This is a genomic window from Coraliomargarita algicola (assembly GCF_033878955.1).
In the GTDB taxonomy this organism is placed as follows: Bacteria; Verrucomicrobiota; Verrucomicrobiia; order Opitutales; family Coraliomargaritaceae; genus Thalassobacterium; species Thalassobacterium algicola.
The window spans coordinates 3,939,532-3,963,332 of sequence record NZ_CP138858.1 but is presented as its reverse complement, the minus strand read 5'-3'; the positions used below and the strand labels follow the sequence as shown (position 1 = coordinate 3,963,332).

At 46.3% G+C, this 23,801-nt stretch carries 19 protein-coding genes and 2 pseudogenes; all 21 read right to left on the bottom strand.

Features of this window, described 5'->3' with window-relative positions; all coding sequences use genetic code 11:
- Positions 1–14: 14 nt before the first annotated feature.
- Positions 15–1,946, bottom strand: a complete 1,932-nt coding sequence (locus tag SH580_RS16360; RefSeq protein WP_319831904.1) for an acyltransferase family protein — start codon at positions 1,944–1,946, stop codon at positions 15–17.
- Between the two features lie 23 nt (positions 1,947–1,969).
- Positions 1,970–3,190, bottom strand: coding sequence for a polysaccharide pyruvyl transferase family protein (locus SH580_RS16355; RefSeq protein WP_319831903.1), 1,221 nt, complete (start codon positions 3,188–3,190; stop codon positions 1,970–1,972).
- A gap of 7 nt (positions 3,191–3,197) precedes the next feature.
- Positions 3,198–4,610, bottom strand: coding sequence for a Coenzyme F420 hydrogenase/dehydrogenase, beta subunit C-terminal domain (locus tag SH580_RS16350; RefSeq protein ID WP_319831902.1), 1,413 nt, complete (start codon positions 4,608–4,610; stop codon positions 3,198–3,200).
- Complete coding sequence (locus SH580_RS16345; protein ID WP_319831901.1) at positions 4,597–5,649, bottom strand: glycosyltransferase family 2 protein; 1,053 nt, start codon at positions 5,647–5,649, stop codon at positions 4,597–4,599. Before SH580_RS16345 ends, SH580_RS16350 begins: the two co-directional genes overlap by 14 nt.
- A 31-nt stretch (positions 5,650–5,680) precedes the next feature.
- A complete protein-coding gene (locus tag SH580_RS16340; protein ID WP_319831900.1) occupies positions 5,681–6,127 on the bottom strand; it encodes a hypothetical protein in 447 nt (148 codons plus the stop codon).
- Between the two features lie 8 nt (positions 6,128–6,135).
- Positions 6,136–6,729 (bottom strand): hypothetical protein, encoded by a 594-nt coding sequence (locus SH580_RS16335; RefSeq protein ID WP_319831899.1) that lies wholly within the window; start codon positions 6,727–6,729, stop codon positions 6,136–6,138.
- A gap of 44 nt (positions 6,730–6,773) precedes the next feature.
- Entirely contained in the window at positions 6,774–7,760 is a 987-nt protein-coding gene (locus SH580_RS16330) for a hypothetical protein (RefSeq protein ID WP_319831898.1), read from the bottom strand.
- A gap of 93 nt (positions 7,761–7,853) precedes the next feature.
- Complete coding sequence (locus tag SH580_RS16325) at positions 7,854–9,626, bottom strand: ABC transporter ATP-binding protein (protein ID WP_319831897.1); 1,773 nt, start codon at positions 9,624–9,626, stop codon at positions 7,854–7,856.
- A gap of 43 nt (positions 9,627–9,669) precedes the next feature.
- Positions 9,670–10,665 carry a GDP-mannose 4,6-dehydratase gene (locus SH580_RS16320; protein WP_319831896.1) on the bottom strand — a complete coding sequence of 332 codons (996 nt, stop codon included), beginning with the start codon at positions 10,663–10,665 and terminating at the stop codon, positions 9,670–9,672.
- Between the two features lie 44 nt (positions 10,666–10,709).
- On the bottom strand, positions 10,710–11,573 hold the full coding sequence (rfbA, locus tag SH580_RS16315) for a glucose-1-phosphate thymidylyltransferase RfbA (RefSeq protein WP_319831895.1): 864 nt from the start codon (positions 11,571–11,573) through the stop codon (positions 10,710–10,712).
- A 196-nt stretch (positions 11,574–11,769) separates the two neighbouring features.
- Positions 11,770–12,870 (bottom strand): dTDP-glucose 4,6-dehydratase, encoded by a 1,101-nt coding sequence (rfbB, locus tag SH580_RS16310; RefSeq protein ID WP_319831894.1) that lies wholly within the window; start codon positions 12,868–12,870, stop codon positions 11,770–11,772.
- 186 nt (positions 12,871–13,056) lie between these two features.
- Positions 13,057–13,674 (bottom strand): class I SAM-dependent methyltransferase, encoded by a 618-nt coding sequence (locus SH580_RS16305; protein WP_319831893.1) that lies wholly within the window; start codon positions 13,672–13,674, stop codon positions 13,057–13,059.
- A gap of 39 nt (positions 13,675–13,713) precedes the next feature.
- A complete protein-coding gene (locus SH580_RS16300) occupies positions 13,714–15,480 on the bottom strand; it encodes an asparagine synthase-related protein (RefSeq protein ID WP_319831892.1) in 1,767 nt (588 codons plus the stop codon).
- Positions 15,477–16,745 carry a lipopolysaccharide biosynthesis protein gene (locus tag SH580_RS16295; protein ID WP_319831891.1) on the bottom strand — a complete coding sequence of 423 codons (1,269 nt, stop codon included), beginning with the start codon at positions 16,743–16,745 and terminating at the stop codon, positions 15,477–15,479. The genes SH580_RS16300 and SH580_RS16295 overlap by 4 nt, the downstream gene beginning before the upstream one ends.
- 16 nt (positions 16,746–16,761) lie before the next feature.
- Positions 16,762–17,748 (bottom strand): glycosyltransferase, encoded by a 987-nt coding sequence (locus SH580_RS16290; protein WP_319831890.1) that lies wholly within the window; start codon positions 17,746–17,748, stop codon positions 16,762–16,764.
- Positions 17,745–18,917, bottom strand: coding sequence for a glycosyltransferase (locus SH580_RS16285; protein WP_319831889.1), 1,173 nt, complete (start codon positions 18,915–18,917; stop codon positions 17,745–17,747). Before SH580_RS16285 ends, SH580_RS16290 begins: the two co-directional genes overlap by 4 nt.
- Before the next feature lie 29 nt (positions 18,918–18,946).
- Positions 18,947–20,017 carry a glycosyltransferase gene (locus SH580_RS16280; protein WP_319831888.1) on the bottom strand — a complete coding sequence of 357 codons (1,071 nt, stop codon included), beginning with the start codon at positions 20,015–20,017 and terminating at the stop codon, positions 18,947–18,949.
- 47 nt (positions 20,018–20,064) lie between these two features.
- A complete protein-coding gene (locus SH580_RS16275; RefSeq protein ID WP_319831887.1) occupies positions 20,065–21,207 on the bottom strand; it encodes a glycosyltransferase in 1,143 nt (380 codons plus the stop codon).
- 357 nt (positions 21,208–21,564) lie between these two features.
- The gene (locus tag SH580_RS16270) at positions 21,565–22,815 is read right to left on the bottom strand and encodes a hypothetical protein (protein WP_319831886.1); all 1,251 of its coding nucleotides are present in this window, start codon (positions 22,813–22,815) and stop codon (positions 21,565–21,567) included.
- 297 nt (positions 22,816–23,112) lie between these two features.
- Positions 23,113–23,331: pseudogene (locus SH580_RS22225) on the bottom strand (GDP-mannose 4,6-dehydratase); the annotation flags it as partial.
- A 99-nt stretch (positions 23,332–23,430) separates the two neighbouring features.
- Positions 23,431–23,613 (bottom strand): annotated as a pseudogene (locus SH580_RS22220) (GDP-mannose 4,6-dehydratase); the annotation flags it as partial.
- Positions 23,614–23,801: the final 188 nt, after the last annotated feature.

Genomic DNA, 23,801 nt, shown 5'->3' with positions numbered 1-23,801 from the left:
AGGTATAACTAATTTTAATGAGTTGGCACTAACCATTCTTTGATCAGAGGCTTTACGGACTTATCGAAAAGTAGTTGCCCGCCTGTCCGATTCAAATGATCATCGTCAGAGTAGAGAAAATTACCAGCCTCATCCAAGATAGCGACACTGCCCTGACCACCTACAAGAAGGTCATAAACATCCACAAAATAGAACTTACTTGGCTCTACCAGTTGCAGTTCCTGGACAGCGGCAGCCACTATCGCATTGGCTTCCTTGGTGCCTTTTGCAGGTGTAACCGGACTCATTTCGCCATGTCGCAGTATTTGAGCTAACAGTATTTCCCGATAATAAGGATCTTCATTCTTAGTCATAATCCTCGGGACCTGAGAGAGAATCAGGACTTTTGAAGTATTTTTTGAAAGCTTTTGTAGGCGTGTTTGAAATCTAGTAACAAAATCTTCTTTCGATGGAGCTCCCCCTACTTCAATCTCCCACCGCCCCGCAACAACTATAATTTCAGGTGGATTTTTTTGCAAAAATTCACTTCTAGCGGTCTGAACCATTTCAACGTAACTACCACTGCTAGGGATACTCGCAACACCTGAGCCTTGCGTAGCCAAGAAAGCTACCCTCAAACTATTCTTGTTCGCAAATTCCAAAAGAGGATAGGTATAAGCCAATCCGTGCGAGGATCCCAGCAATGCAATATCAAGCTGACTACCGCTGCCAGTTCCATAAATGGGGAAATCATTTTGACCTTTTTTTACATCTTCTAAAATATCAAAATCACGTCCCGCGACAAATGATTCCGGTGCTGCAATGTTAGGAACTAAAGGTCTAATCAATTTTTGATTCGGGTTCGCTATTACCGCGACCAATAAGAATACCACAATAGCTAAAAACAACAGGATTAGAGTTGCAGATTTCTTACGAGGCATCCTTCGGAAGGGCTGCTCAACGAAATGATAACTCAGAACACTCATCACTAAAGCTGGAATCATGGCTAACCATGTTGCGTCGATCAAATACCTAGTTCCCACAATGAAAGGCCAATGCCAGAGGTAGAGCGAATATGAGATGCGGCCGATATAGTTGATAATTCCAAACGATAAAAATCTATCGGTAATTGTTCCTGAACCAGAATAGTGAATTATCATTGCCGTTCCAACACACGGCAACAAAGCAAGTATTCCTGGAAAATGAGCGTAGCTCTTGACCAAGAACATAGGGGCGACTATCAGAATTAAAGCGATAGCGAGTAGCATACTACTCTTGATCGGTGTTATTGTACTGCCCCTCTTACTTTTAAAGTGACGAATCGCCAACCAACTACCAATCAATAATTCCCATACTCTAGTTGGTAACAAATAGAATGTAGCGCCTGGATAGCTATATGTGCCCCACACACATAGGGCCAGGCTTAGAATAGCAACTAGTCCAATGGCCAAACCGTGGCGTTTAGTAAAGCGACGCAAGAGCAATAGGCTTAAGGGCAGTATGAGATAAAACTGCTCTTCTAGCGAAAGGGACCAAGCATGCAAAAAATAGATACTTTCTGACTCGGCCGCCCAATAGCCTCGTTGAGTGAATTTTAAATAGATATTTTCATACGAAAATATAGTAGCATAAGCATGATTGATAAAAACGTCCTGTGGCTGTGCTAAGGTGTAGCAAGCAACTAACGTCACTATTATGACCATTACAAATAAAGCAGGATATAAACGGCAGATACGTTTAAGCCAAAATTTCCGAAAGGAAAAAATCCCCTTCTCCATATCTCGGTAGATGTGGGAGGTGATTAGATAGCCAGATATGACAAAAAAGACATCAACCCCCATGAATCCACCAGCCAAAAGATCGACCCCCAAGTGAAAAACAATGACTGCGAGTACTGCGAGCGCACGCAGACCATCAATCTCTGGTCTATAGTCTGAACGTATCTTTGACTGGTTATAAATGGACATTTATAAAGGTTTCTACGATACAACTATTTGCGACAAAGACCGCGGAGAATCCCGCCTGCTGCTAGTGCATCTTCTCGAATTGCGGGCAATCGCTGAGCAAGTTGTCCGCGAACGGCATCTGCTTGGTTCAAGAGATCACTTAGCCTTTCAGCAAGTAACCCTGGCGTCAAATCACTGACAGGAAGCACATGATCGGTGTGACCGAAAAGATCCTGGTTGATCCCCCATGCCTTAATACTGTAAGCAAGGCTGAGGGTAGGCACTTGCATCGACAGTGCCGCGATCGTAGCATGCGTTCGAGCCCCCGCAAAGACCTCACATTGAGAAAGAACCCATTTCTTCTCCGCAGCATTCAATGTAGTTGGAAGCAAAAATATAGGGGATGACAAATCACTAAGAGCGTCTTTCACTTCCGCTAGGAGGGTATAATCATTATTGCCAACAGGGCTCTCAACATGTGGCACAAGCACTAGAGGGCGCCCAAGATTCGCGACTGCCCTAGCCAGCACAACGCATTCCTCTGGCCAGCTTCGAGCTTGCTGGCCTTCACCGCGAAACTTGCCCACTAGCGGACTAAGATTCAAGCCGATCGCCCCATCGGGCATCTTGAAACCTAATTTTTCCTCGGATGGTTGCTCCGGCTCCATAACGAAAGCCGGATCTGTCATACGATAAACATTATCTTTAAGACCATGACTGTTCAGATATTCCAAACTTCGATCTTCACGTACGAAAATCCCTGTTAACTTGCGAAGATGGTCCAAAATAATTGGTTCGTAGGCACGGTCGCGGTCGAAAGGGCCGACAGAGGCGCCCCAAATAACAGTAGGCACATGGCGCGACATAAGAAATTGATCAATTTCAACGTGTATGTCAGGACGACCGTAGTCGAGCGAGTAACAATCTCCACCAACTTCCATTGCGATACGAGCTCGCTCCAAGTATGGACCAAAATCCCAAGTATGGGGCTTGAATTTGGTGCCTAAAAAGCGATTCGCCTTAAGTGCCCACCACTTTTTACTTAAATGGTGGGAGTGATTGAAATTACTGAAGCTATGAACGCCAGGATCCCCCAAAGCCATTTCTGCTTGTAAATCTGCAGGGGAAATCCGCACACCCATATCAGCCCCAACATCAGCTCCAAATTCATTACGTAAGATTCGCATCGTGCCGCGAACAATAGCTTCGTTCCCTCTGTTTTTGTGGGAAGCTTGACCTACTAGAAGAATACGATCTCGATTCATATAATACTTACTTTTTTAATACTCGGTTTAATATAGAACGGATACGTATCTTAATCCGCAGGAAAAGAGGTTTCCGGTAGAACCGACGCTTGTAAGCAGCCGTCTTTGGCTGCATCTCCTCCATAAAAACATCCAATTGTCCCTGCTCCTTAGCCTGTCGAAATGCACGATGACTTGACTGGTAAAGGTCAACACGAGCATCATCGAGCGCCTTACGCTTTGTGTCGAGATGGTCTGCCTTAGCAGCAACGCGCTTTGGCGGATGCCAACGCCCCTCCTGTTCATCTTTCCAAAGTCGATAAGAGAGCCCCTCACGCCGGTGACGGAAACCACCTGCCTGTGAAAGTATAGTCCGCTCTAAAGGTAAATCATCCAAATGAATTCGACCTGCTGCAGCCGCCTCCCGACATATCTCAAGAACTTCGGGGTGCCGCACTACAATCACGTTTGTGCCTTGATCTTGCTGTTCGTATTCCGGCAACCACGCATCGCCGACCGTGATATCAGCAAGTTCGGCTAAAACATCGTCACAGTAATCGCATGCCTTGTATTTAAAGAAGCCCTGCCCCCAATCCCAGCCATATAGATCACGAACTGCAGCTTCTTTTTCGATGGGTCCATTTGTAGTCTCTCCTTTTACAGTAATTCCGTAAAGGCTAGCTTTTTGGCCGGGAATTTTTCGACGAAAATCAATACCGCTTAACTCGGAAGGAGTCACACCGCACTGCCAAGCCAACAACTGCGCGAAGCCGCTACTCTTGAGGTGACCACAAACCAAACCGACCGTGTATTTGACACGCTCCGCGATTACGGGTTCTGACTTGGCCGCTAAACGAATCGCCTTGAGGAAACAAGGAATACCTACCACAGCATATCGCCCAGGCTGCTGTAGAATACGTTGGATAACTTGCGACATCTCTACCGGATAGTAGCGACTCTTCGGATGGCTACGCACCGATTCGGGGCTATCGGAAACACCGAAGTGAAACAGCTGATCACCGCCTTTGGCTTCACGATTCGCTACGACATGGACGACGTAGTCTACCATATCTCGTCGTAAAAGCTCCGAAAGAATCCACGCCCCCATCCCGCCTGAAGAACCACGCGCTCGATAATCATCTTCCGTCACCCAACCAGCAAAGGTCGAAAGATAATAACCCGCCATCGGGCTGTGCTGGGCGAAATCTCCATAAAGCTCTTTTCCCAAAGAGTCTTCGTTAGGGACGTCATCGGCGAAGGGGCACACGTTCGCAGCAGAGCTTGTTGCGGAGCAACTAGAACTAGGCTTAGCTTGAAACATACCATCCTTGTTTAAAGCGATAGATACGTTTTGATCGACTCCAGCGCAGGCACCACAACCTACGCAGTAGCCTCCATCAATGACAGCGGTCAAGCGATCAATAGGATTAGTTTTTATCATCAGCTTTAAGTGGCAAGGACACGGAATCAGGATTAAACCAGACCAACTTCAAAAAGGCACGGGAAGAAAGAGGCGCCTTCTGCCCTTCAAGTGTTATTTGATTATTATGAGGAAAAAGCTTCGCCTTCAAACGCAGAAGCACGCGGACCAATCTAGCTCTCAAAGAGCCGAAACCACAACGATCCAAAACCTGAATCCCCTCTTCGGGGCAATTCCCTTCAAAGGCTAACATTAAAACGCGATTCCTCAACCATGCTTGCTCAGCAACGCGGCCATACTGGTCATGATTTCCACATAACTTAGGTATCGTCTGAAGTAAATTATCCAATAACATATGAGTTCGCTTTATTTTGGGTAACGCCGTAACGTCACGCCGTGAACGCGAGTCATCACGCACCGTGTAAAAGGCGCATATATCACCCGCCTCAATTGTTGGATAACGTTCCGAAAGCGGAAGCAACATCTGCAAATTCTGCGAGTTGCCTCCCGGAGCAACATGAATGGAACGCCCCGTCGTGGCCAAAAACGCCTCTGTCCTGACAAAATGACATACCGGATGGTAATGTGTTCTACCAAGAAAATGACGGCCAAAGATATTATCCACGATTCGCGGCGGGCCGTCGATCAATCCTATATGCCCCTCCAACTTGTCATATTTCTGGATAAACAACTTAGAAGCTGTTCGTAAAAGACCTGCATCAGGAAACTCGCGCATTAGCTCTACCCTACGCTCGATCGAATCGGGCGTGAGCCAGTCGTCCGGATCTGGCCAAGTTAGAAACTCGCCGCTAACATATTTAAGGCCCGTATCAACTGCTCCTGCGAGACCTCGATTCTGTTGGTCGATCAAATTAACGGAAAAACCACATTCCTCCAATTTGGGGACATAACGCCTCAAGCCTGCAAGTGTTTCATCGGTCGACCCATCGTTAACAATAATTATTTCAAGCTGCCTATGAGTTTGCCCAATAATAGACTCGAAAAAACGATCCAAATAAGATGCTACATTGTAGCAAGGTACGATGATACTGACTGTCATCGCTTTTATAATTGGTTTAGAGCAATTCATACTAACGAAAATGATCAAACTTACGACCGATCTTCACAGACAACTTTTGTTTAATTGCTCGGCCTTGCCAAAATGACTTGCGATGCTTGAGAAACAAGCGTTGTCGAGCCCCCGGAAAACTCACCCAGTTTCTATGAAGAGGTATAAGCTTATCTTCGATCAAGCTAATCCAGTTTTGAACAACCGAATTAGCCTGAAACTCAGGCGCTTTTTTCCTACCTTCATTTAGTATTTGATTTCGTAATGCCTGATCTCCTTTAAGCTTTTTAAGCTCAACTATTACTTCTTCTGGGGCCACTGCCTCCAGATAGTTTACTCCAATATTACCTTCGCTTCGAAAAGCTGGCTCATTCCCTAATATTGGAAGAACACCAGCAATCCAAGAATTGGCGAGTTTAGATGCTGGTTTAGCAATTAGAAATGGATCATCTGGCGGACGAACAGCCACAACTGCATCTACATTAGAATAATCATTCCAATATTTTTTTCCTCAACAACAGACCATTTCATACCTAATGAATGAACCGCATTAAAAAAGGATGGGGCAACAAGACCTGGGTGAAGGTTCCTACCAAGACCGAAAAACGCGACGTGGTTGAATAGGTCTCCCCTAGAGATATCACGATGAATCAAATCTGGTTGAGGCCAATATCGCATATAAGAATGAGATTCACTGCCTAAAATACGGCGATCTACCGAACAAACCATCGTTTTAGACCAATGATGGGCCTGTTCAGGATTTTGCAAAATGCTAAATTGTGGATACGGGAGCCGAGGTCTATCCGCAACCACGCAGACAAGTAGTTGATTCGGTCCGGGGCAGTAGTTCACAGGGATTACATCTCTATGCGCAATAACTATGCCCTCTTCAGTTAGATCATGAGTTATCTCACAAGGATAACCAGCATGACTTAAACGTTGAAAAGTCTGAACGATCCAATTGAATTTACCAAAGCGATTTCCAGACCATGAATAAATAGGGTTCCTGGGATCGACATCGCTTGGCCAGTGTTCCAATGGAACGAGGAATCGAACATGTGCTTTAGACATACATTTTGGTAAAGATCATAAACAAGGATTAAACGACAATCAGGTCAAATTCTCCGGAGCAGGTCCAAATCATCTGGCTTCTTAAGGTAAGGTGAGTGATTCCCCTTCAATGCAACCGAAATTCCTGCCCGAATACGGCTCCTCCAGCTAGCTAGATTCACCACCTCATTTTGCGCACTTACCTTATGTGTTTTTTCTCTACTAAGCGTTTCAGTTGACTGCCTGGCTTTGGGTCTATCAAGGATATAATTCAAGCGTCCAGCCAACGGCGTAACATACTTCGAAAACTCACTCCACTCTCTGTCAGTCCAAGCCTCCACAGGGTGACTTTGAGGTAAAGAATTTGGTTTTGCAGCATTGACACTATTGAAGTGTGCTTGATCTAGCTCCCCCGGAAGCCCCAAAAAGCGATGTGTCTCGCATGCACGGTCGAAATCGAAGTCTTCGAGACGTACGAGAGAAACTCGATCACCGAGGATTTCGATCTGTTCCAGTAGGCGAATATTAATCATTTTCCAGTACCAAGCTAATTTACCTACTCTCGTAAGGTCATTCCACTCTATAAATTCGCTACCTACAGGACTAATACGTCCAAGAAAGTGATGAAAATATCGGCTTTTTTGAAATGAAGGAGGAAGGTCGCTGTTTGTCCTAATTTCTCGTTCAGAATACCAGTCCTTAGACAAATAGCTACTGACTACTTTTGAGGGATGACGAACCAATACAACTATACGACAGTCAAATGCATCTACAAGTTCAACAAGTGAAAGGGCCAAAAATGGGCTGGCCTCAAACGAAAAATCGTTAGTTGACAAATCATTATCGATGAAACGTTGACGATGAGCGATGAACCCCGCCGGATCGACATCAACTCCATACCACTTACAATATCGGTGAAAAGTGTCATTGAGCGGCGAGCGTTCATGGCTTGCTTTAACCAAATTAGGCTGGTCATACAGTTTAGCCAAAAAATTAGTACCACAACGGCCAGAACCAGTAGCAAAACCGATAGTGTTTTTTGAGTTCTTCACTATTTAATAACTATATTTTATATTGGGATATTATTGAGATATATCAACCTCCTAGAAAAAAGCTAAAAGAATCAAATCTCGTTTTAACTCATTCTAAACATGTTTCGATAGGTTAGCACGCCCTGCGTCCATCGAAACAACTAAATCAACACCGACCAGAGAATCCAAATGATGAGAAATCATGAGGGTTGTCATTGAGCTTCTCAAACTTGATATGTTAGTGAGTATTTTTACTTCAGTATTTCTATCTAAGGCTGAGGTGCCCTCATCGAGAACTAATATTTCTGGATTTGTAAAGACGGCCCGAGCAATACCAATACGTTGCCTTTGTCCTCCAGAAAGCAACGCGCCATTCTCACCAACGAAAGTGTCCAATCCATCTGGCTTAGCGCGGACAAAATCGGCCGCATCTGCTACCTGTAATGCTTCCCATACCCGTTGATCTATTTCAGGACTCTGCTCGCACCCCAGTGCAACATTATTACGGACAGACGTATCAAATAACATGATCTCTTGAGGCACATAACCAACTTTGCCTTGAAACGGTTTCATCTGTGCAAGATCCTGATCATCAAACCGAATAGCCCCTACTTCTGGTCTTCTTAATCCAAGTATTAGGTCAACCATTGTTGTTTTACCTGAACCCGTCGGGCCCACAAACGCGACACATGAACCTTTCGGTATAAAGTAATTTGCTTCGACTACAGAAGGCACCTTTGCCTGAGGGTGGGTGTAAGTAACTCGTTCTAAATGAATCCCTTCTTCAAAAACAAAATCCTCAGTTCTGCCATCTTCCGTTTTCATACTGCGCTCTGCAGACAATATTTCAGTATAAATGTGATCCACTGAAGACTGACGAAAATTAAGCATATTCCAAGACTGAAGCACAACCCCAGTGTAGGATCTAATTCTTACTAAGCTAAGAGCCAAAAAAGAAAGAAACGGAATTGCTGCAGTAAGATCTCCATCACTCCACCAAAGTAAAAAAACTAAAATACCCATTGCACCGTATACGGCCATTAACTCTAACAACGGCGTATTAATGGCGTTAATCCATTGCTGTATCCGCTGGCAACGAATGGTTGTCCGCAATGCATCTCCAAAAACTTCAGCATGCAGTTGCTGAAGACCAGAGACACGGGTTTCTTTAGCGGATCGAATGGATTCTTGAATACTTTCCACCATTCTTTTTCGAGAATCAACCAAAACTTGCCCTAAATGAAGCGTACGTCCACCGAATCCCTTAATATAAAAAATACCAAACACTCCTAAAAACGATAGAAGCGCGACTGATGCGGCAGGTTCGATCACGATCAGACTGAAAAGAATGAACGCTACTGTAACTCCAGCGGTGATTAGTCTAGTCAGAGAGAGAATCACCTCATTTGAAATCAAGCCCACGTCTACATTAAGATTACGTATGAGTTGAGACGAGTTAAGCTGTAGCAAATAGTCTAAAGGAATATTTAGATAAGATTTAAAAAGTCTCGCTCCTATGTCAAAATGACACTGTTTACAAAAGCGTAATTGAAAATGCTGCAATGTAATTGTATAGCCCGCTTTGAAAGTGAAGAAAACAACAATTAAACCGCCGCCCCAAATAACCAATGTGTTAGTTGACATTCCTTCGACTGCTGAGGCTATAGTAGAACCAACGAGTGGAACTTCGCCAAGCATCTCTGGACTAATTATCGATCCAATAAACAATGGCAATATCCCTAAGCCCACCATCTCTAATGCAGAGCTAAACAGAATCGCAGGTATCAGCATCAAAAATGTTCGCCTAGATTCTCGACCTATCAATGCCGATAATTTCTTGATCGTCTGGAGCAAACTAGACTTTTCGTTTGTGTTTATTGTAGCCATTTTTAGCTCAAGGATGAGGCACTTTAGCGTTTCAAATTACAGTCTATACAGGTAAACTAGGACATTGCTTCCACCAATCATAGAATCGTTTAGTACCGTCACTAAATGATGTCTTTGGAACATAGCCAAAGAGCTCTTGCGCTTTAGAAACATCAGCCCAGGTCTGTGGCACATCACCAGGTTGCTGTGGTTTGCGATCAATGATCGCATTTTTCCCGACTACCTCCTCAATTGTGGCAATCATTTCACTTAAAGTGATAGTTTGGTCATTACCCAAATTCACTAACTCGTAGCCAGTCTTGTTATAGTTGAGAGCACCAATAATTCCGGATATTATATCACTGATAAAAGTGTAATCTCTTCGAGTAGAGCCATCTCCAAAAACAGGAATAGCTTCTCCTGCATCAATCATACGAACGAATTTGTTAATCGCTAGATCAGGCCTCTGACGTGGCCCAAAAACTGTAAAAAAGCGTAAACCAAGAACACGAATCCCATATAGGTGACTATAGACATGGCCTAACAATTCGCAGCTAACTTTCGTACTCGCATAAGGACTGATCGGCTTGAGGACAGCATCCGCTTCAGTCCAAGGTACACGAGGATTGACGCCATAAACGGAGGAAGATGAAGCGAAAACAAATTGTTTTATGTTTTCAGTCCTTGCGAATTCGAGCAGATTCTGGGTTGCAATAACATTTGCCCGCAAATAGCCGACAGGGTCTTCTATTGAAGGTCGTACACCAGCCTTAGCGGCAAGGTGTATGATTGCATCAAAACTAGATACGCCGCCCGCCCCCCCAACTAGAGCGTTAGCAACACATTTGATTTTCGCATACGTATCTAATTCGGCCAAATCAGCCTCAACTAACTCAAAATTTGGATCTTCAACGTGCTTAGCAATGTTCGCCTCCTTAAGAGACCTTGGGTAGAATGAGTCAAAATTATCCACCCCCACAACACGGTGTCCATCAATCAACAGACGATCCAGAGTATGAGAACCAATAAAGCCAGCACAGCCAGTCAGTAGAATATTCATAGTTTTAAAATTGTTTAATTTTTATTTACGTATAAATCGCGTCTTTAAAGACTCGCTACTCGTCGAAGGTAGTCACCGTAACCCGACTTTTCGAACTTCTCTGCCAATTTCAGTAGCTGTCCCTTTGTAATAAATTTTGAGTAATAGGCAACTTCCTCAATACAACCGATCTTAGTATCTTGACGCTCTTCAATGACCCGAACAAACGTTGAGGCCTCGTTAAGCGACGCAAAGGTCCCCGTGTCGAGCCAAGCAATCCCTCGGTTGAACACACCGACCTTAAGCTTCTTACGCTCAAGATAAACTTGGTTCACCGTGGTAATTTCGTATTCGCCGCGTGCGGAGGGCTCGATGGTTTCAGCAATTTCAACGACATCATTATCGTAGAAATACAGACCAGGAACCGCAAAGTTCGACTTGGGCAATCTCGGCTTTTCTTCAATCGAAATTGCGTTTTTCTCATCGTCGAATTCGACGACTCCGTAGCGCTCTGGGTCATGTCCTGGAGCAGCAAAAATGACAGCTCCATCAGGATTTGTATGGCTGCGAACCAGTTCACCAAAACCAGACCCATAAAAGATATTATCTCCGAGCACGAGGGCCACCTTGTCATCGCCGATAAACTCTTTGCCAAGCACGAATGCCTGAGCAAGTCCATTAGGCTGCTCTTGGACCGTGTAATCAAAACGACAACCAAGCTCGGAACCATCCCCTAGCAGACGCTTGAATGCAGCCTGATCTTCGGGCGTAGTAATAATAAGAATCTCACGAATCCCGGCCAACATGAGGACAGAGAGCGGGTAGTAAATCATCGGCTTGTCGTAGATCGGCATGAGCTGCTTCGATACAGCAAGCGTGATGGGATGGAGGCGAGAGCCGGCACCGCCAGCAAGTATGATTCCTTTCATAGAAAATTTATCCTCAATTTTAGTGATGACCGGTCGAACCGGAGTGAGACTTCTCCGAGTGGTAATGAGAGATTGCGGCAAGTAATGTTGTTGAATGATTAAAAAAGACTGTAGCTGTTTACTTTAGCCACAGTTTGCTTGGCTTCGACAAGCTCGACCGAGGACACTATGACACTACAAATCTTAAATACCCGTGTCACGAATTACCGAGTCGATCCAGTTGATAATCACCACTAAGAATACGATCAGTCCACTCTCTATTATCTAGATACCATTTTACGGTTTTACGGAAGCCAGATTCAAAATCCTCTTTAGGTTCCCATCCGAGTTCGTCGCGAATTTTAGTGGGGTCGATAGCGTAACGCATATCGTGACCAGGACGGTCAGTCACAAAAGTAATGAGGCTTTCAGCCTTAAGTTGTTCGGTTTTCAGTTTCCCAGTGACCGGTTGAGCAGCCAGCTCATCCATTAGGCCGCAGATCATTTTAACCAGCTCGATGTTTTGACGTTCATTGTTGCCGCCGATGTTATAGGTCTCTCCGACTCGACCTTTAGTGACGACTGAATAAAGTGCTTCGGCGTGGTCTTTGACATACAGCCAATCGCGAATATTTTCGCCCTTGCCATACACGGGAATGGGCTCGCCGCGCAAACATTTTAGAATGACCACGGGGATTAGTTTCTCGGGAAATTGAAAGGGGCCGTAATTATTGGAGCAATTAGTGACCAGCACCGGCAAGCCGTAGGTGTCGCCCCAAGCACGTGCGAGGTGATCGGACGCGGCCTTTGACGCGGAATAGGGAGAGTGCGGATCGTAAGGCGTGGTTTCAGAAAAACCGAGCGCATCGGGCGCGAGCGAGCCGTAGACTTCATCGGTCGAGACGTGGAGGAAGCGGAACCTTTCCTTAGCAGGTTGAGACTTGAGAGCTGGAACCTGAGACGGTAGTGATTTCCAATATCCAAGACTCGCTTGAAGAAGGTTAAAGGTGCCAACGATGTTGGTCTGAATGAATTCGCCCGGGCCGTCGATGGAACGATCAACGTGACTCTCGGCTGCCAAGTGCATGACACAGTCAGGTTGATGCTTATGAAAAACTGAGCTGAGGGCTACGGCATCGCAAAGGTCCACTTGCTCGAAAGTGTAATTCGGATTGCCTGAGAGGTCGGCCAGCGACTCAGCATTCCCGGCATAGGTCAACTTGTCGAGATTGATGACCGATTCACCTTTCTCTTCTATAAGAAGACGAACTAAATTGGATCCGATAAAACCAGAACCTCCTGTGACTAAAATTTTCATAAACTTAGAGATATCAGGTGCCTACACGCTCCCGCCCTTGGTCGAGCGGATGGGCTCGATTAAATCTGGCATTGAAAACGATTGATTACGTAATAATTCCATAAGGGAAAAACCTTATCGACTGGCAGTGAACTGACAGCCACAACCAGTAAGTTCAAGCAAAAATGAACAAACTGAAAGCATTAATCATTCAATCACCAGAAAACGGTGGTACATGTTGGCGGCATAGCGTTGGCAGAAACAACAGTTAAGTCCCGCCGACTGGATGTCTGCTAGCACTTTTTTCAGTGGTGTCTCTTTCTTATTAATCTCCCAATAATGCTGTCCATCGAAGCTATGGGCTTTTTTGAAATAGGGCCTGGGAATAATAAAATCGAATATACCTTTACCAGGGATTGAAAGACGCGTCGGGTAGCCCGCGGCAGCATCGGGCAAGGAAAGAATCACCGCTTTCCGAGCAACTCGACGCAACTCCTTTATAGCAGGAATAAAAGATGCATAGGGCAAATGCTCCAGCACTTGAAAGGCACAGCTGAGGTCGAAGCATTTATCCTCAAAAGGGAGATCCAGCACAGAGCCCACTACATCCGGATGCAAATCTTCAGCAATATCGACTGTGGTGACCGGGATGCCTTCTTTGGCCAATACCCACTTATAGACTCCTGGTCCGCTACCCACTTCCATGACATTTTGTGGACGATAGTTCAGACTCAAATCGATTTGGCGCCAGACGCTGGCCCAACGCCATTCGGTCATATAGGCTTTGAAAGCGTAATGAGCGGACGAAACTTGTGGATTATTCATGAAGTGACGATTATGGGCGATTGAAGATCGGTCATTGACTCAAGAGAATGCATATTGCAGCAGCGAACTTTCGCGCCACATACGGTGCCAGACAGCAAAAGTAAGCAAACGTGCAAAAAGCTCAGCCCCACCGGGCTGATGCAGTATTTGCGGCACTGAGGATAACCAAGGATTATACCCCAGTATGTCACTCAAAATCGACCGCTCTTCGTGTTCAACGCGATTCCACAAATCATGCACCATTTCGCTTTGCATAAAATATGTATTTAAATCAATCCACGAGCCTTCTCCGGCTAAGCGATTCCCTACTGTTTTGCGGCGAAATGAACGCCCAATTTTCCTCAAGATACAGTAGGTCAGATAGCGCTGCGGGTGCATCCCTAATGGAACGCCTTTATTCGCATGTGGAATATCTGCAATTTTTTTGGGTAAAATCCTTCGAATCGCTTGTTCAAATCGGTAACCATTCAACTTCCATGCCGCTGGCATACGATGAAAACTATCTAGCACTGCGGCATCTGCAGCTACGAGATCCCAGTCGAAAAAGCGCGATAAAGACTGTCTCATAATCCCGTCCTGTTCGGCATATAGAGGTAGCACACGACGACACTCTAAATCATTCAAATCGCTAAAATCGGCGAAGCGCTGCTCTTCTCGTAAACGAACTTCTGCGAAATAAGACGCTTGAAGTGGACAATCCAGCCCTTTGTAATAAATCGACTGATAAGCTGCGATTTTGGAAAGTGGGCTAGGACGTCCAAGCACGCGAGCAAACTCTAGGTTTAAGCAAATTCCCTTAAAAAAATAATCAAAACAGCAACCACTGAGCAATTGATCATAAGCTAGAACAGTGGGATGTTTTCGAACGGGCAAGCAATGCTCATTGGTAAATGTCGACATCCCTCCCGATGCGGCCACTGATTGATGAATACAGCTTAAGTAATGATCAAAATCACGCCGAATCAGATGATGCCGTGCCTGGCAGGCAGCTGCGATTTGAGAAGCGACACGTGTCTCGGTATTGTGATCATTATAAAGCGTGATCGCTGCTAATGGCGTTTGCGCATTACACAAAATCGCCCGCGAATCTGCGCCACCACTCAAAAGCACCGCTTGCGGCCCATAGGCCGACTGCGTGCGACGCAGGGTGGCTGCCTCAATTGACTTCGCGATGGCCTCGACTCCGTCCTCAACCTTTGTAAATAACTCAGGAACCGTGCCACGATAGTCGGAGTAATGATAGCGGTTTGTCTCGAAATACCAGGAATGACAGGTGGCTGATGGGAGTGCCTTAATCTCATTGTAATAGGTATTCGGTGAATGCACTTTACCGTGTCGTAAAAACTCAGCGACCGACACCCGATCCAAACTAACTTGATTCAAAGCGCCGGCGAGCACCCCTGACTGAGTCGCAAACTGAACCTTTTTCACATCAGTAGCGGCGTGCACAAACACTGGAAACATCCCAGCTCGATCTAGTATCAGGTGCACCACATTCTCTCGGCGCGAAACAATCAGTATTGTATAGGCACCATTCAAACTAGCCGCAAAAGCAGCCAAAGAGTCGCTCGATTGGTAGCGTTTTAATAATAATGTAGTGATATAATTAGGCGCAGATGTATATCCAGCCCAGTCAGCCACTTCGATCGTCGGACGCCCTAAGATGTATAGCGCGACTGGTGCGGTGGGATCATCGATGGCCCGCCAATGAGACAGCTTATAATCCTGCCTAAAGTGCACATGCTTCGACCCGATCGACTCGACGCAATTAACACCTTTACCATTGACCAAAGACAAATAATTCATGCTGCAACTCCCCGTCTAATTCGACTGAACACCATAAGAATTAACATAATATTCCCCACGCAAGCCACCAAAGCTAATACTGCGATGGCAATCTCTGCAGAAAACATACGAACCGCAAAAATTAAGGCAACAGATCGCGCTAAGGTGGAAATGATTTCGAACTTCAGTAAAAATTGATTCAAGCCAACAATTGGCACAGCCACAACTGCGGGTACATTGCAGAAAGAAACGGCTGCCCACAGTATCAACCATCGCGCATAAACACCGGCAACTTCCCATTCAGCCCCAAATATCAGATGAAACAGATGCGGCCCGATTAGACTAAACAAAACGACTACTGGCATGATCAACGTCGCCATACTTAAGGTCGCTTTCAAACAAATCAGATAGAGGTTTTCTCCTTGATTATAAGCCTCAGCTATTCGCTGATACATGACACTCCGAACAGACTCGCGGACGACCCCTATCGGCGCCTGTAACACCCGCTGTGCCAATAAATAAAATCCAACAATTACGGGCGAATAATAAGCAGCCAATATAAGATTGGGAAGCTGGATGGTAAATGCGTTCAACGCATCCTGTGGCATACGAAAATAAGGAAAACTCCGATGCTCTTTGACCAGCTTCCACGCTGCATCAGAATTATACTCCCCCTTGGGAATACCTTTGCGCAATTGAAATCCCAAAACCAGCAAATGCATGACTTGCTGAATCAAACTACCGACAATTAGCACACCTCCACCAAACCCGAGCCAGCCAAATCCTATCTTATAGCTATTCCCGAAGACAGAGGATGCAACTGAAGTAGTAGATAAAGCGTGAAAGCTTTTTTTTCGGATTGCCCAATGCGTAGCGAGGCTCAGCCATCCGCCCACCAAAACCAGTAACGGCAAGCATACAAAATAATGCGCAAAACCGACCGTCCCCAGTGCTTCTGCCACTCGATTGCGTATCGGGAATAGAACAACAAAAGCGACCAAGACGGCGAGAAGTGTCCAACACCCCACCAAGCGTAATAGCGACCATGCACTAGCATCCTCTTTAGGCAATACGACCACTAAATCATAACGAAGTGTAGCAATCGTAATCGAAACAGCGACCACAGCCATAAAAACGCCCAATAGACCAAACTCTTCCGGCGTGTATAGGCGTGTCAGAACCGGCGCACAGGCTAAGCCGATCAATTGCGCCAAAGCACTGCCACTCACTAAGGTCGCGATATGACGTAAAAACGGACGACGTGCCTGAACACACAAGGCATCCAATAGCCGATGCACTGAATTAAACATTAAAACAACGGCAAATGCGACGAACCTTCATCAAAATTTGCTCAGTAAAAACGCCTCCAAACAACTGACATGCGATGCGATACAGGCGATTGGCTCTAACTGGCGCAGGTGTAAAAAGTGCTTTTGACTGTGAAAAATATTTATTGGCGAGGCTTAGCTGCTGGCAGCGCACGGCGAAACGCCCCGTCTCCCAAAAAATGTCGGCAAATGCGACACACACAGCCACAGGCAAGGCATCCTGATAGTATTGCTCCGCCAAGATGACATGTCGCTGATAAGCGTCAAATCGTCGCTCAAACGATTCTTGCCGATGCGGACTGGTTGAGATGCGCCCCGCTGTATCATGCTGACGATATTGGTAACACATCGTGGGTTGATAAACAAATGTGACTCCTGAGAAATACAGGCGTAAATGAAGATCATATTCCTGCCCAGCTGGTATCCTCACATCGAAACCGCCAATTGCCCGTAATAAAGATGCACGATGCAGGGGCATACTTGTCAACGGCGAGCGAGCGATCAACTCAGGGAGCGTGGCTTCTGTCCCGGCGTTTATGTCCGGAAAATAACTGGGGGTGATCACAGCACCATTTTGGTCAATGAGTGCCCCATCACCATAAACGATAGATTTGCCCCCCGTGCTAACGACGGGCAACGCCACAGATTGTTCAATTTGAGCACTCAAACAGTGAGGCGACAAACGATCGTCAGAATCTAAAAATTTGACGTAATCCCCTTGCGCCAGCTCCAGCCCTGCATTTCTCGCAGCACAAGCGCCTAGATTCTGCTGAAAAATGCTTCGAATACGGGCGCCATACGATTCAATGATCGCACGCGAACCGTCGCTCGAACCATCATCGATCACGATCACCTCCACCGCAACTCCTTGCTGGGACAAGACACTGTCGATCGCCTCACCTAAGAAGCGCGCCCCATTGTAATTGGGGATGATCACTGAAACGGAAGGAGCCTCACTCATAATGCAAATAGTTTACATGCCTGACTTGCATAAGAGGCAATCCAATCAACAGCAAACAATCGACACCGTTGCCTCCGATCAATCCTTTCTACTTCGGACTCTGCCTGCAGAAACTCAAGTGCCGACAACCAAGTATTTAAATCATGTAATTTCAGATCCCAACCAAGCCCGCGCTCAGCCAATTCATGCCAAGGAGTTTGATCACTGATCAAAACTGGAATGCCAGCTTGTAGAGACTCCAAGACCGTATAGCTAAAGTTTTCTGTTAAACTTGGCATCAAAAGCGCGTGATAAGGAGGAGCGGAGTGAGTGAAACCGCCTCTTAAACGTAACGCCAGTGCATCGGGACTTAACTGGCCGACAAAGTGAATCTGCACGTTCGTGGGTAACTGTGTGGCCAATTTCTGAAGTTCTTGCAGGTAAGCGTCGCAGCCCGAACCAATCAAATCATAGCAGATCTGCTGTTGCGGATGCTGCCTAGCAAATTTCGCAAGTAATTGAAATGCAAATGGAAGGTTCTTTTCGGGGGAAAGGCGTCCGAAATAAACGAGTCGAAACGTGGAGGCGCGAGAACTGGACTCAGACTTAGAACCGAGGGGAGACACTTCAGCAGCCGCTAGCAATGGCTCACTCTCCGCAAAGCTCGGCGCCATGGGAATTTCACGAATCTGAGCCTGCTGCCCAAAAACCATGCGAATTTGTTCCGTCTCACGTACCGAGGCGGCATGCCAAATTACCTCTGAATACAATTTTCGCCACCGAGCAAAGAGCAACCAAACCTGCTTACGTAAGCGGTGATGGGCCAAAGTACTGCCTGAGAGATTACCATGTGGTGCGAGCAGAATCGGAACCTGTCGGACTTCGGCATCAGTCTGCCGTAAGCGCAACAGCATTCGCGTCAGTGGCGGCAGCGCACCGTTTAGATAAATCCAATCCGGCTGCACACATTTAATTTGTTCTAGTAATGAGCGACTCGCCTCCTGACTTTTCGTATAATAGACAGAGGCCCTCGTTTGGTGCTGCCACACATTCGGCTCAATCTGGGAGTAATCGCGGTGGTCCAAGTAATCATGGTTTCTTGTAAAAATAAAAAACTCATGTGTCGTATGCAAATGATCGATCAAATTGACCAACGCACGCACTGGCCCACCACCAAGATGACCAGGCAAATAACTTTCAATGCAGACAAATATTTTCACTAATTACAAAGCACCGATTTCAATCGCGCCACCCCCGCCTCACCGCTGAGTGACTTTGCAATCTGCACATTCGCCCCCCGTGCTACAGCGCTAATCGTACCTCCACAGATATGGGCTTCTAACAATTCAGGCCACTTTTCAACCTCGACGGGAAGCTGTGAGCTCCGCTGAAGGATTGAGGCGGCACCACAACTAGGAGATACCAACACAGCGCAGCCGCAGCGGAGCGCTTCATTAACTGTCATGCCCCAACCATCCCATCGACTCGGGAGCACCAAACAATCGGCTCGTTGATAATAAGCGTAGAGTTCGGAACTAGGCAAGCTGCCGCACCATTCTATTTTATCAGAGATCCCTAATGTTGAGGCGAGTGCTTGTAGTCTCTGCTGATCACATCCTTCCCCCACCAAAGTAAGCGTCCACTCTTCAAGGGAGACCGAAGCCAAGGCTCGCAACAGCCGATCCACTCCTTTGCGATGAATCAACTGGCCGACATACAAGAAACGGTAATGCCGACTTGCTGATTGTTGACTATCATCACACTGTAAATCCAATTCATGAATCTCAGATTCACGAACGTCGTAGTAAGCGAACTCGTATACACCAATCGATGAGGGCAAAATGCCACGATAAAAATCGACTCCAAGTTGACCGAGGGCCAACATACCATCGAGTCGAGGTGCAATCCGACGCGCATTAATTCTGTATTTTACTTTACGGAGAATCCCCTTCCAACCCACACATTCCGGCGCTTCTGCAAAGGCATAACAATGGCATGGTGCACGTAAAGAAATACGCTTAAATGAGTTCCAAATCTCACGATGCGTCAGAAATCCAGTAAAGAAATGCACATGCGCAGCTGACTCATTCGGACATTCACCTGCTCGTATCGGCTCTAATGCAACTCCGGGAAATAACCCGTCACGCCAGCCGGATTGACGTCTATTTTCTGGTAACTCGGTCTCATACTTCAAAGTAACTGAAGCCACCCAATCCGCTTGTGCCAACGCCACCAGAAAACCTTCCTGATGAAAGCTGGGAATCGGTTGCCAAAAAACGAAGTGTCTCATCGATAATTAATGACCGCATAAAGACCTGCTCCACACGGTTGGCTTAGCTAATTGCTTAAGACTTGCTGGAAGCCTTCAACCACACGTTCGACCACGTTCGACCAGCGATAACAATTGGCACGCTTCCGGCCTCTTGCAATTAACTGATCGCGCACAGAATCATCTTCCACGATTACTTTTAAACCCGCTGCTAAGGACCTAGAATCCTCGCCATTGACCCACAAGGCAGCATCTCCCAAGACCTCAGGAAGCGCTGTCGATTTCATCGCAAGAATAGGCAGGCCCGCTGCCATAGCTTCGACCCCAATAATCCCGAACGACTCGACCGCTGGCAGATAGAGCAAAGCAGTTGACCGCTGCATGGCTTCTAACAAGCTAGGACCATTCAAAAATCCAGACCACTCAACATTACTCTGAGCTCTCAATAGTTGCTCCCATGGAGCCTCATGACGATCTCCGACGATCTCCAGTCTAGCCTGCGGATAGACTTTCTCCAATTGACGTGCGACTTGAAGTAATGCAGGCGCGCCATCAAAAATATTCGCACCTCCGACCTGCAGTAAGCGTATCGACTCTGATGACTCGCCTATTACAGCTCCACATTCGCTGCCCCGATAATAAAAATCTTCAGCTCCATTATAAACCGAATACAAACAATTGGAATTAAAGCCAAACTGAGTGCGAAGTCTCTCTTTTAAATAATCGGACACCACAAAATTTGCCCGACACAGACGGCGTGAGCGTGCAAAAAACCACGACTGCTTCACTCGTTCTTTACGATATAAACCACTATTATAAACGTCCGATTGAATTGTTCTCTCAAAACAAGGAATACCATGTATTGTATTAATAAAAGGTATGTGCTTCAAAGAGAGCACAATTTCCATCGGTGAATAGACCAAATCACGCTCTTCACAAATATGATCCAAGAATAAAGGTAAGCCTGCCCCCACTCGAAAACGATAGCCCTTATTTGTGTATGGTAAATGGACAACGTTTAGTCTCGACCAATCATAAACGACAGCTTGCTGAGCCCACATTTCAACTTGGTCTTTAGCGATCAGCATTCGCACATCAAATAAGCCAGTCCCCACAAGACCTTTAATCACTTCAATCACATGCTTCCCGACTCCGGTGTGACGAACAGGATCGGTGGCTCTTAAATCCCAATAGATGTCGATTTTAAGCATATTATAATAATTTTCAGTAATAGTGATCTCTATTGAATCTCTACACTTGGAGCTTAGCGCCCCATCTATTTTAAATCAGAAGATACACGTCTGCGGTGGATGCTACGACTTTCTAAACTCAAGAGCTTAGTCGCCACTACCAGTATGCCTACAAAGGCCATCCAATAGGCAGGGCTGTTAAAAATAAAATCAATAAAAGCATGTCCGAATGCCTGGCCCGTTCCTACCAATAAAATGAGCACTGCGAAGCTTTGCTCCCCACTGTGGTAAATTGCCTGCAGTATTAATAAGAATATCGCACCAAATATCAACGTACTCCCGACAAGCCCGTATTCCGCGACAAACTGAACAAGATCATTATGGGCATAATGGTAAGCCTGACGTCCTTGCTTCCCCTGCCATTTCAACCAGTTGAGATAAAAAATATCCGGATAATTGCGCTGATACATGGGAAAGATATAGCGGAAAGAACCGGGCCCCCAACCAAGCCCCAAGCGATCTTGCGCCATATCCCATGTCGCTCGAGTACCTCAGAGTACGTAAGTTTTGATCCAGCGATTCAACCTGTGCTTCGATATCGCCAAAGCGTTGCTGAATGGCATTCAAGTCGATGATCCGAATGGCTAGAAACGCAGCTGCCGTCAGTAACAGAACCGGTATTAAGGTCGCGATAGTCGCATTTTGATATATCAGCCCCTGCAGCATGAAAATAAGCAGCAAACCCAAAAAGCTAAGACTAATCACGCCTGCAAAAAGAATCCCTCCACGGGAGAGCGCCATCGCGACAGAGGCAGCGCTAAGACCAAATAAAAGAAAACACAAAAAATGTGGGCCACCAGAACGGGCCTTTGCCCGTGTCTTCACAGCATGATAAAAGAATAAAAAGGCAGCCAATACCAGAATCAGATTAAGAAAAGCGGCGGCCTGATTGCGATAGAAAAAGCTGCCCCAAAAACGAGGATTACTGGACGAAAAAGTCCAAAGCACCTCCTTGGACTCTGTCAAATCTTGCAAGATAGCCACCATCCCCATACCTGCACCACTCAACAAAAGGCACCACAACACAGCTAAGGTGCTTGAACGACGAGTGAGTCCCGCCCATAGGCCCCAGATCAGAGCAAAGCTCCCCGAAAAACTAACCAACACTCGCCAGGCATTCATCGGCTGGTAATCTGAACGCACAGAACCTGGCAACCACTTCGCAAGAACCGGAGGTATTGCTTCCACCCACCAGCCACGCTCATCACGCATGACCGCAGCAACTGGATTCAACGCGCCCGCGAGTAGATACAGCAGAAAAAGCAAGCTGCACCAGAAAAAAGGCCAACGGACAAGCCGCTGCAACGACTTGAGTGGGAAGTGTAGGTTAGAAAGAGGAGAGCGAATGCACTCAGGAAAGGGACACAGCGCCAACGCAAAAGTCAGCACGCCTCCCGCAAACAATATGTGCAACGTCCAAGCTTCTACGCCTCCGAGTCCCCATGCGGTGAACGCAAGCGTGAGTCCACCGCTGATAACAAGCAACCACTCCCGCAGCGACGCACCCTTGGATTTGGATCGTTGAACTGTGGATGATGACTGTTTCATCCCTGAACTTTTTCTTGGCATAAACCTATTAAAGAATGAGCTGCACATTTCCCCCAAACGGAGACCGCTCCGTCAACTCCTGAGACTAAACACGCTACCGCCATTGGTCACACCAAGCAGCGAACCACAAAACGAGAAATGCAAGGGTGCATGTGCACTCAATAGTTCCTATCAGTGAAACCAAGTCTCGATTAGTTCAAGTTTTTATGAACAAACCGAACCAGCCCGGGAAAGACCAAGAATCGACCGGGCGTCCAAGCCACCCGACCAGGTCCAAATTCAAAAATACAATATTGAAGCTTCGACCTCGTGCGTTCTCTACGACTGCCCCAGTCGTTCGAGCTGATAATCGCCGCTTAGGATATGCTCCCACCACTCGCGATGCTCTAAATACCATTGCACCGTCTTGCGGAAACCAGATTCGAAATCTTCCTTAGGAGCCCAGCCCAATTCGTCACGAATTTTAGACGAATCAATGGCATAGCGCAGGTCGTGGCCGGGCCTGTCTGCCACAAACGTGATGAGTTCTTCATAACTTTTGTGCGATTCTTGATGACTGATGACTGAGATTTTTCATCGGCTCCGGAATCATTAATCAGAAATTCGTAATCCGGCGACTGCCGAAACTCATCCATGAGAGCACAGATCCACCTGTTCCAAGACATAACTAGGATGAGCCGCCAAATCCGCTAAAGATTCCAGATTCCCCGCATACGTCAACTTATCGAGGTTCACGACTGAACAGTTCTTATCTTTGACTAATAAACGAACCAGATTGGAACCGATAAAACCACACCCCCCTGTGACTAAAATTTTCATAAGTAAATCGAGTTCTGTTACACGCTAAAATCGAAAAAACGAAATCGTGGCATGGATACTGAATACGAAATCGGGCGGCAGAGCCAACCCGACTACTGTAGCATTCAACATTCAATGTTGAAGATTCGATGTTTCCCGTTCCATCCGATCCCCAGCTCAAAGAACCGAGGCCGCACAGTAGCTTGGCA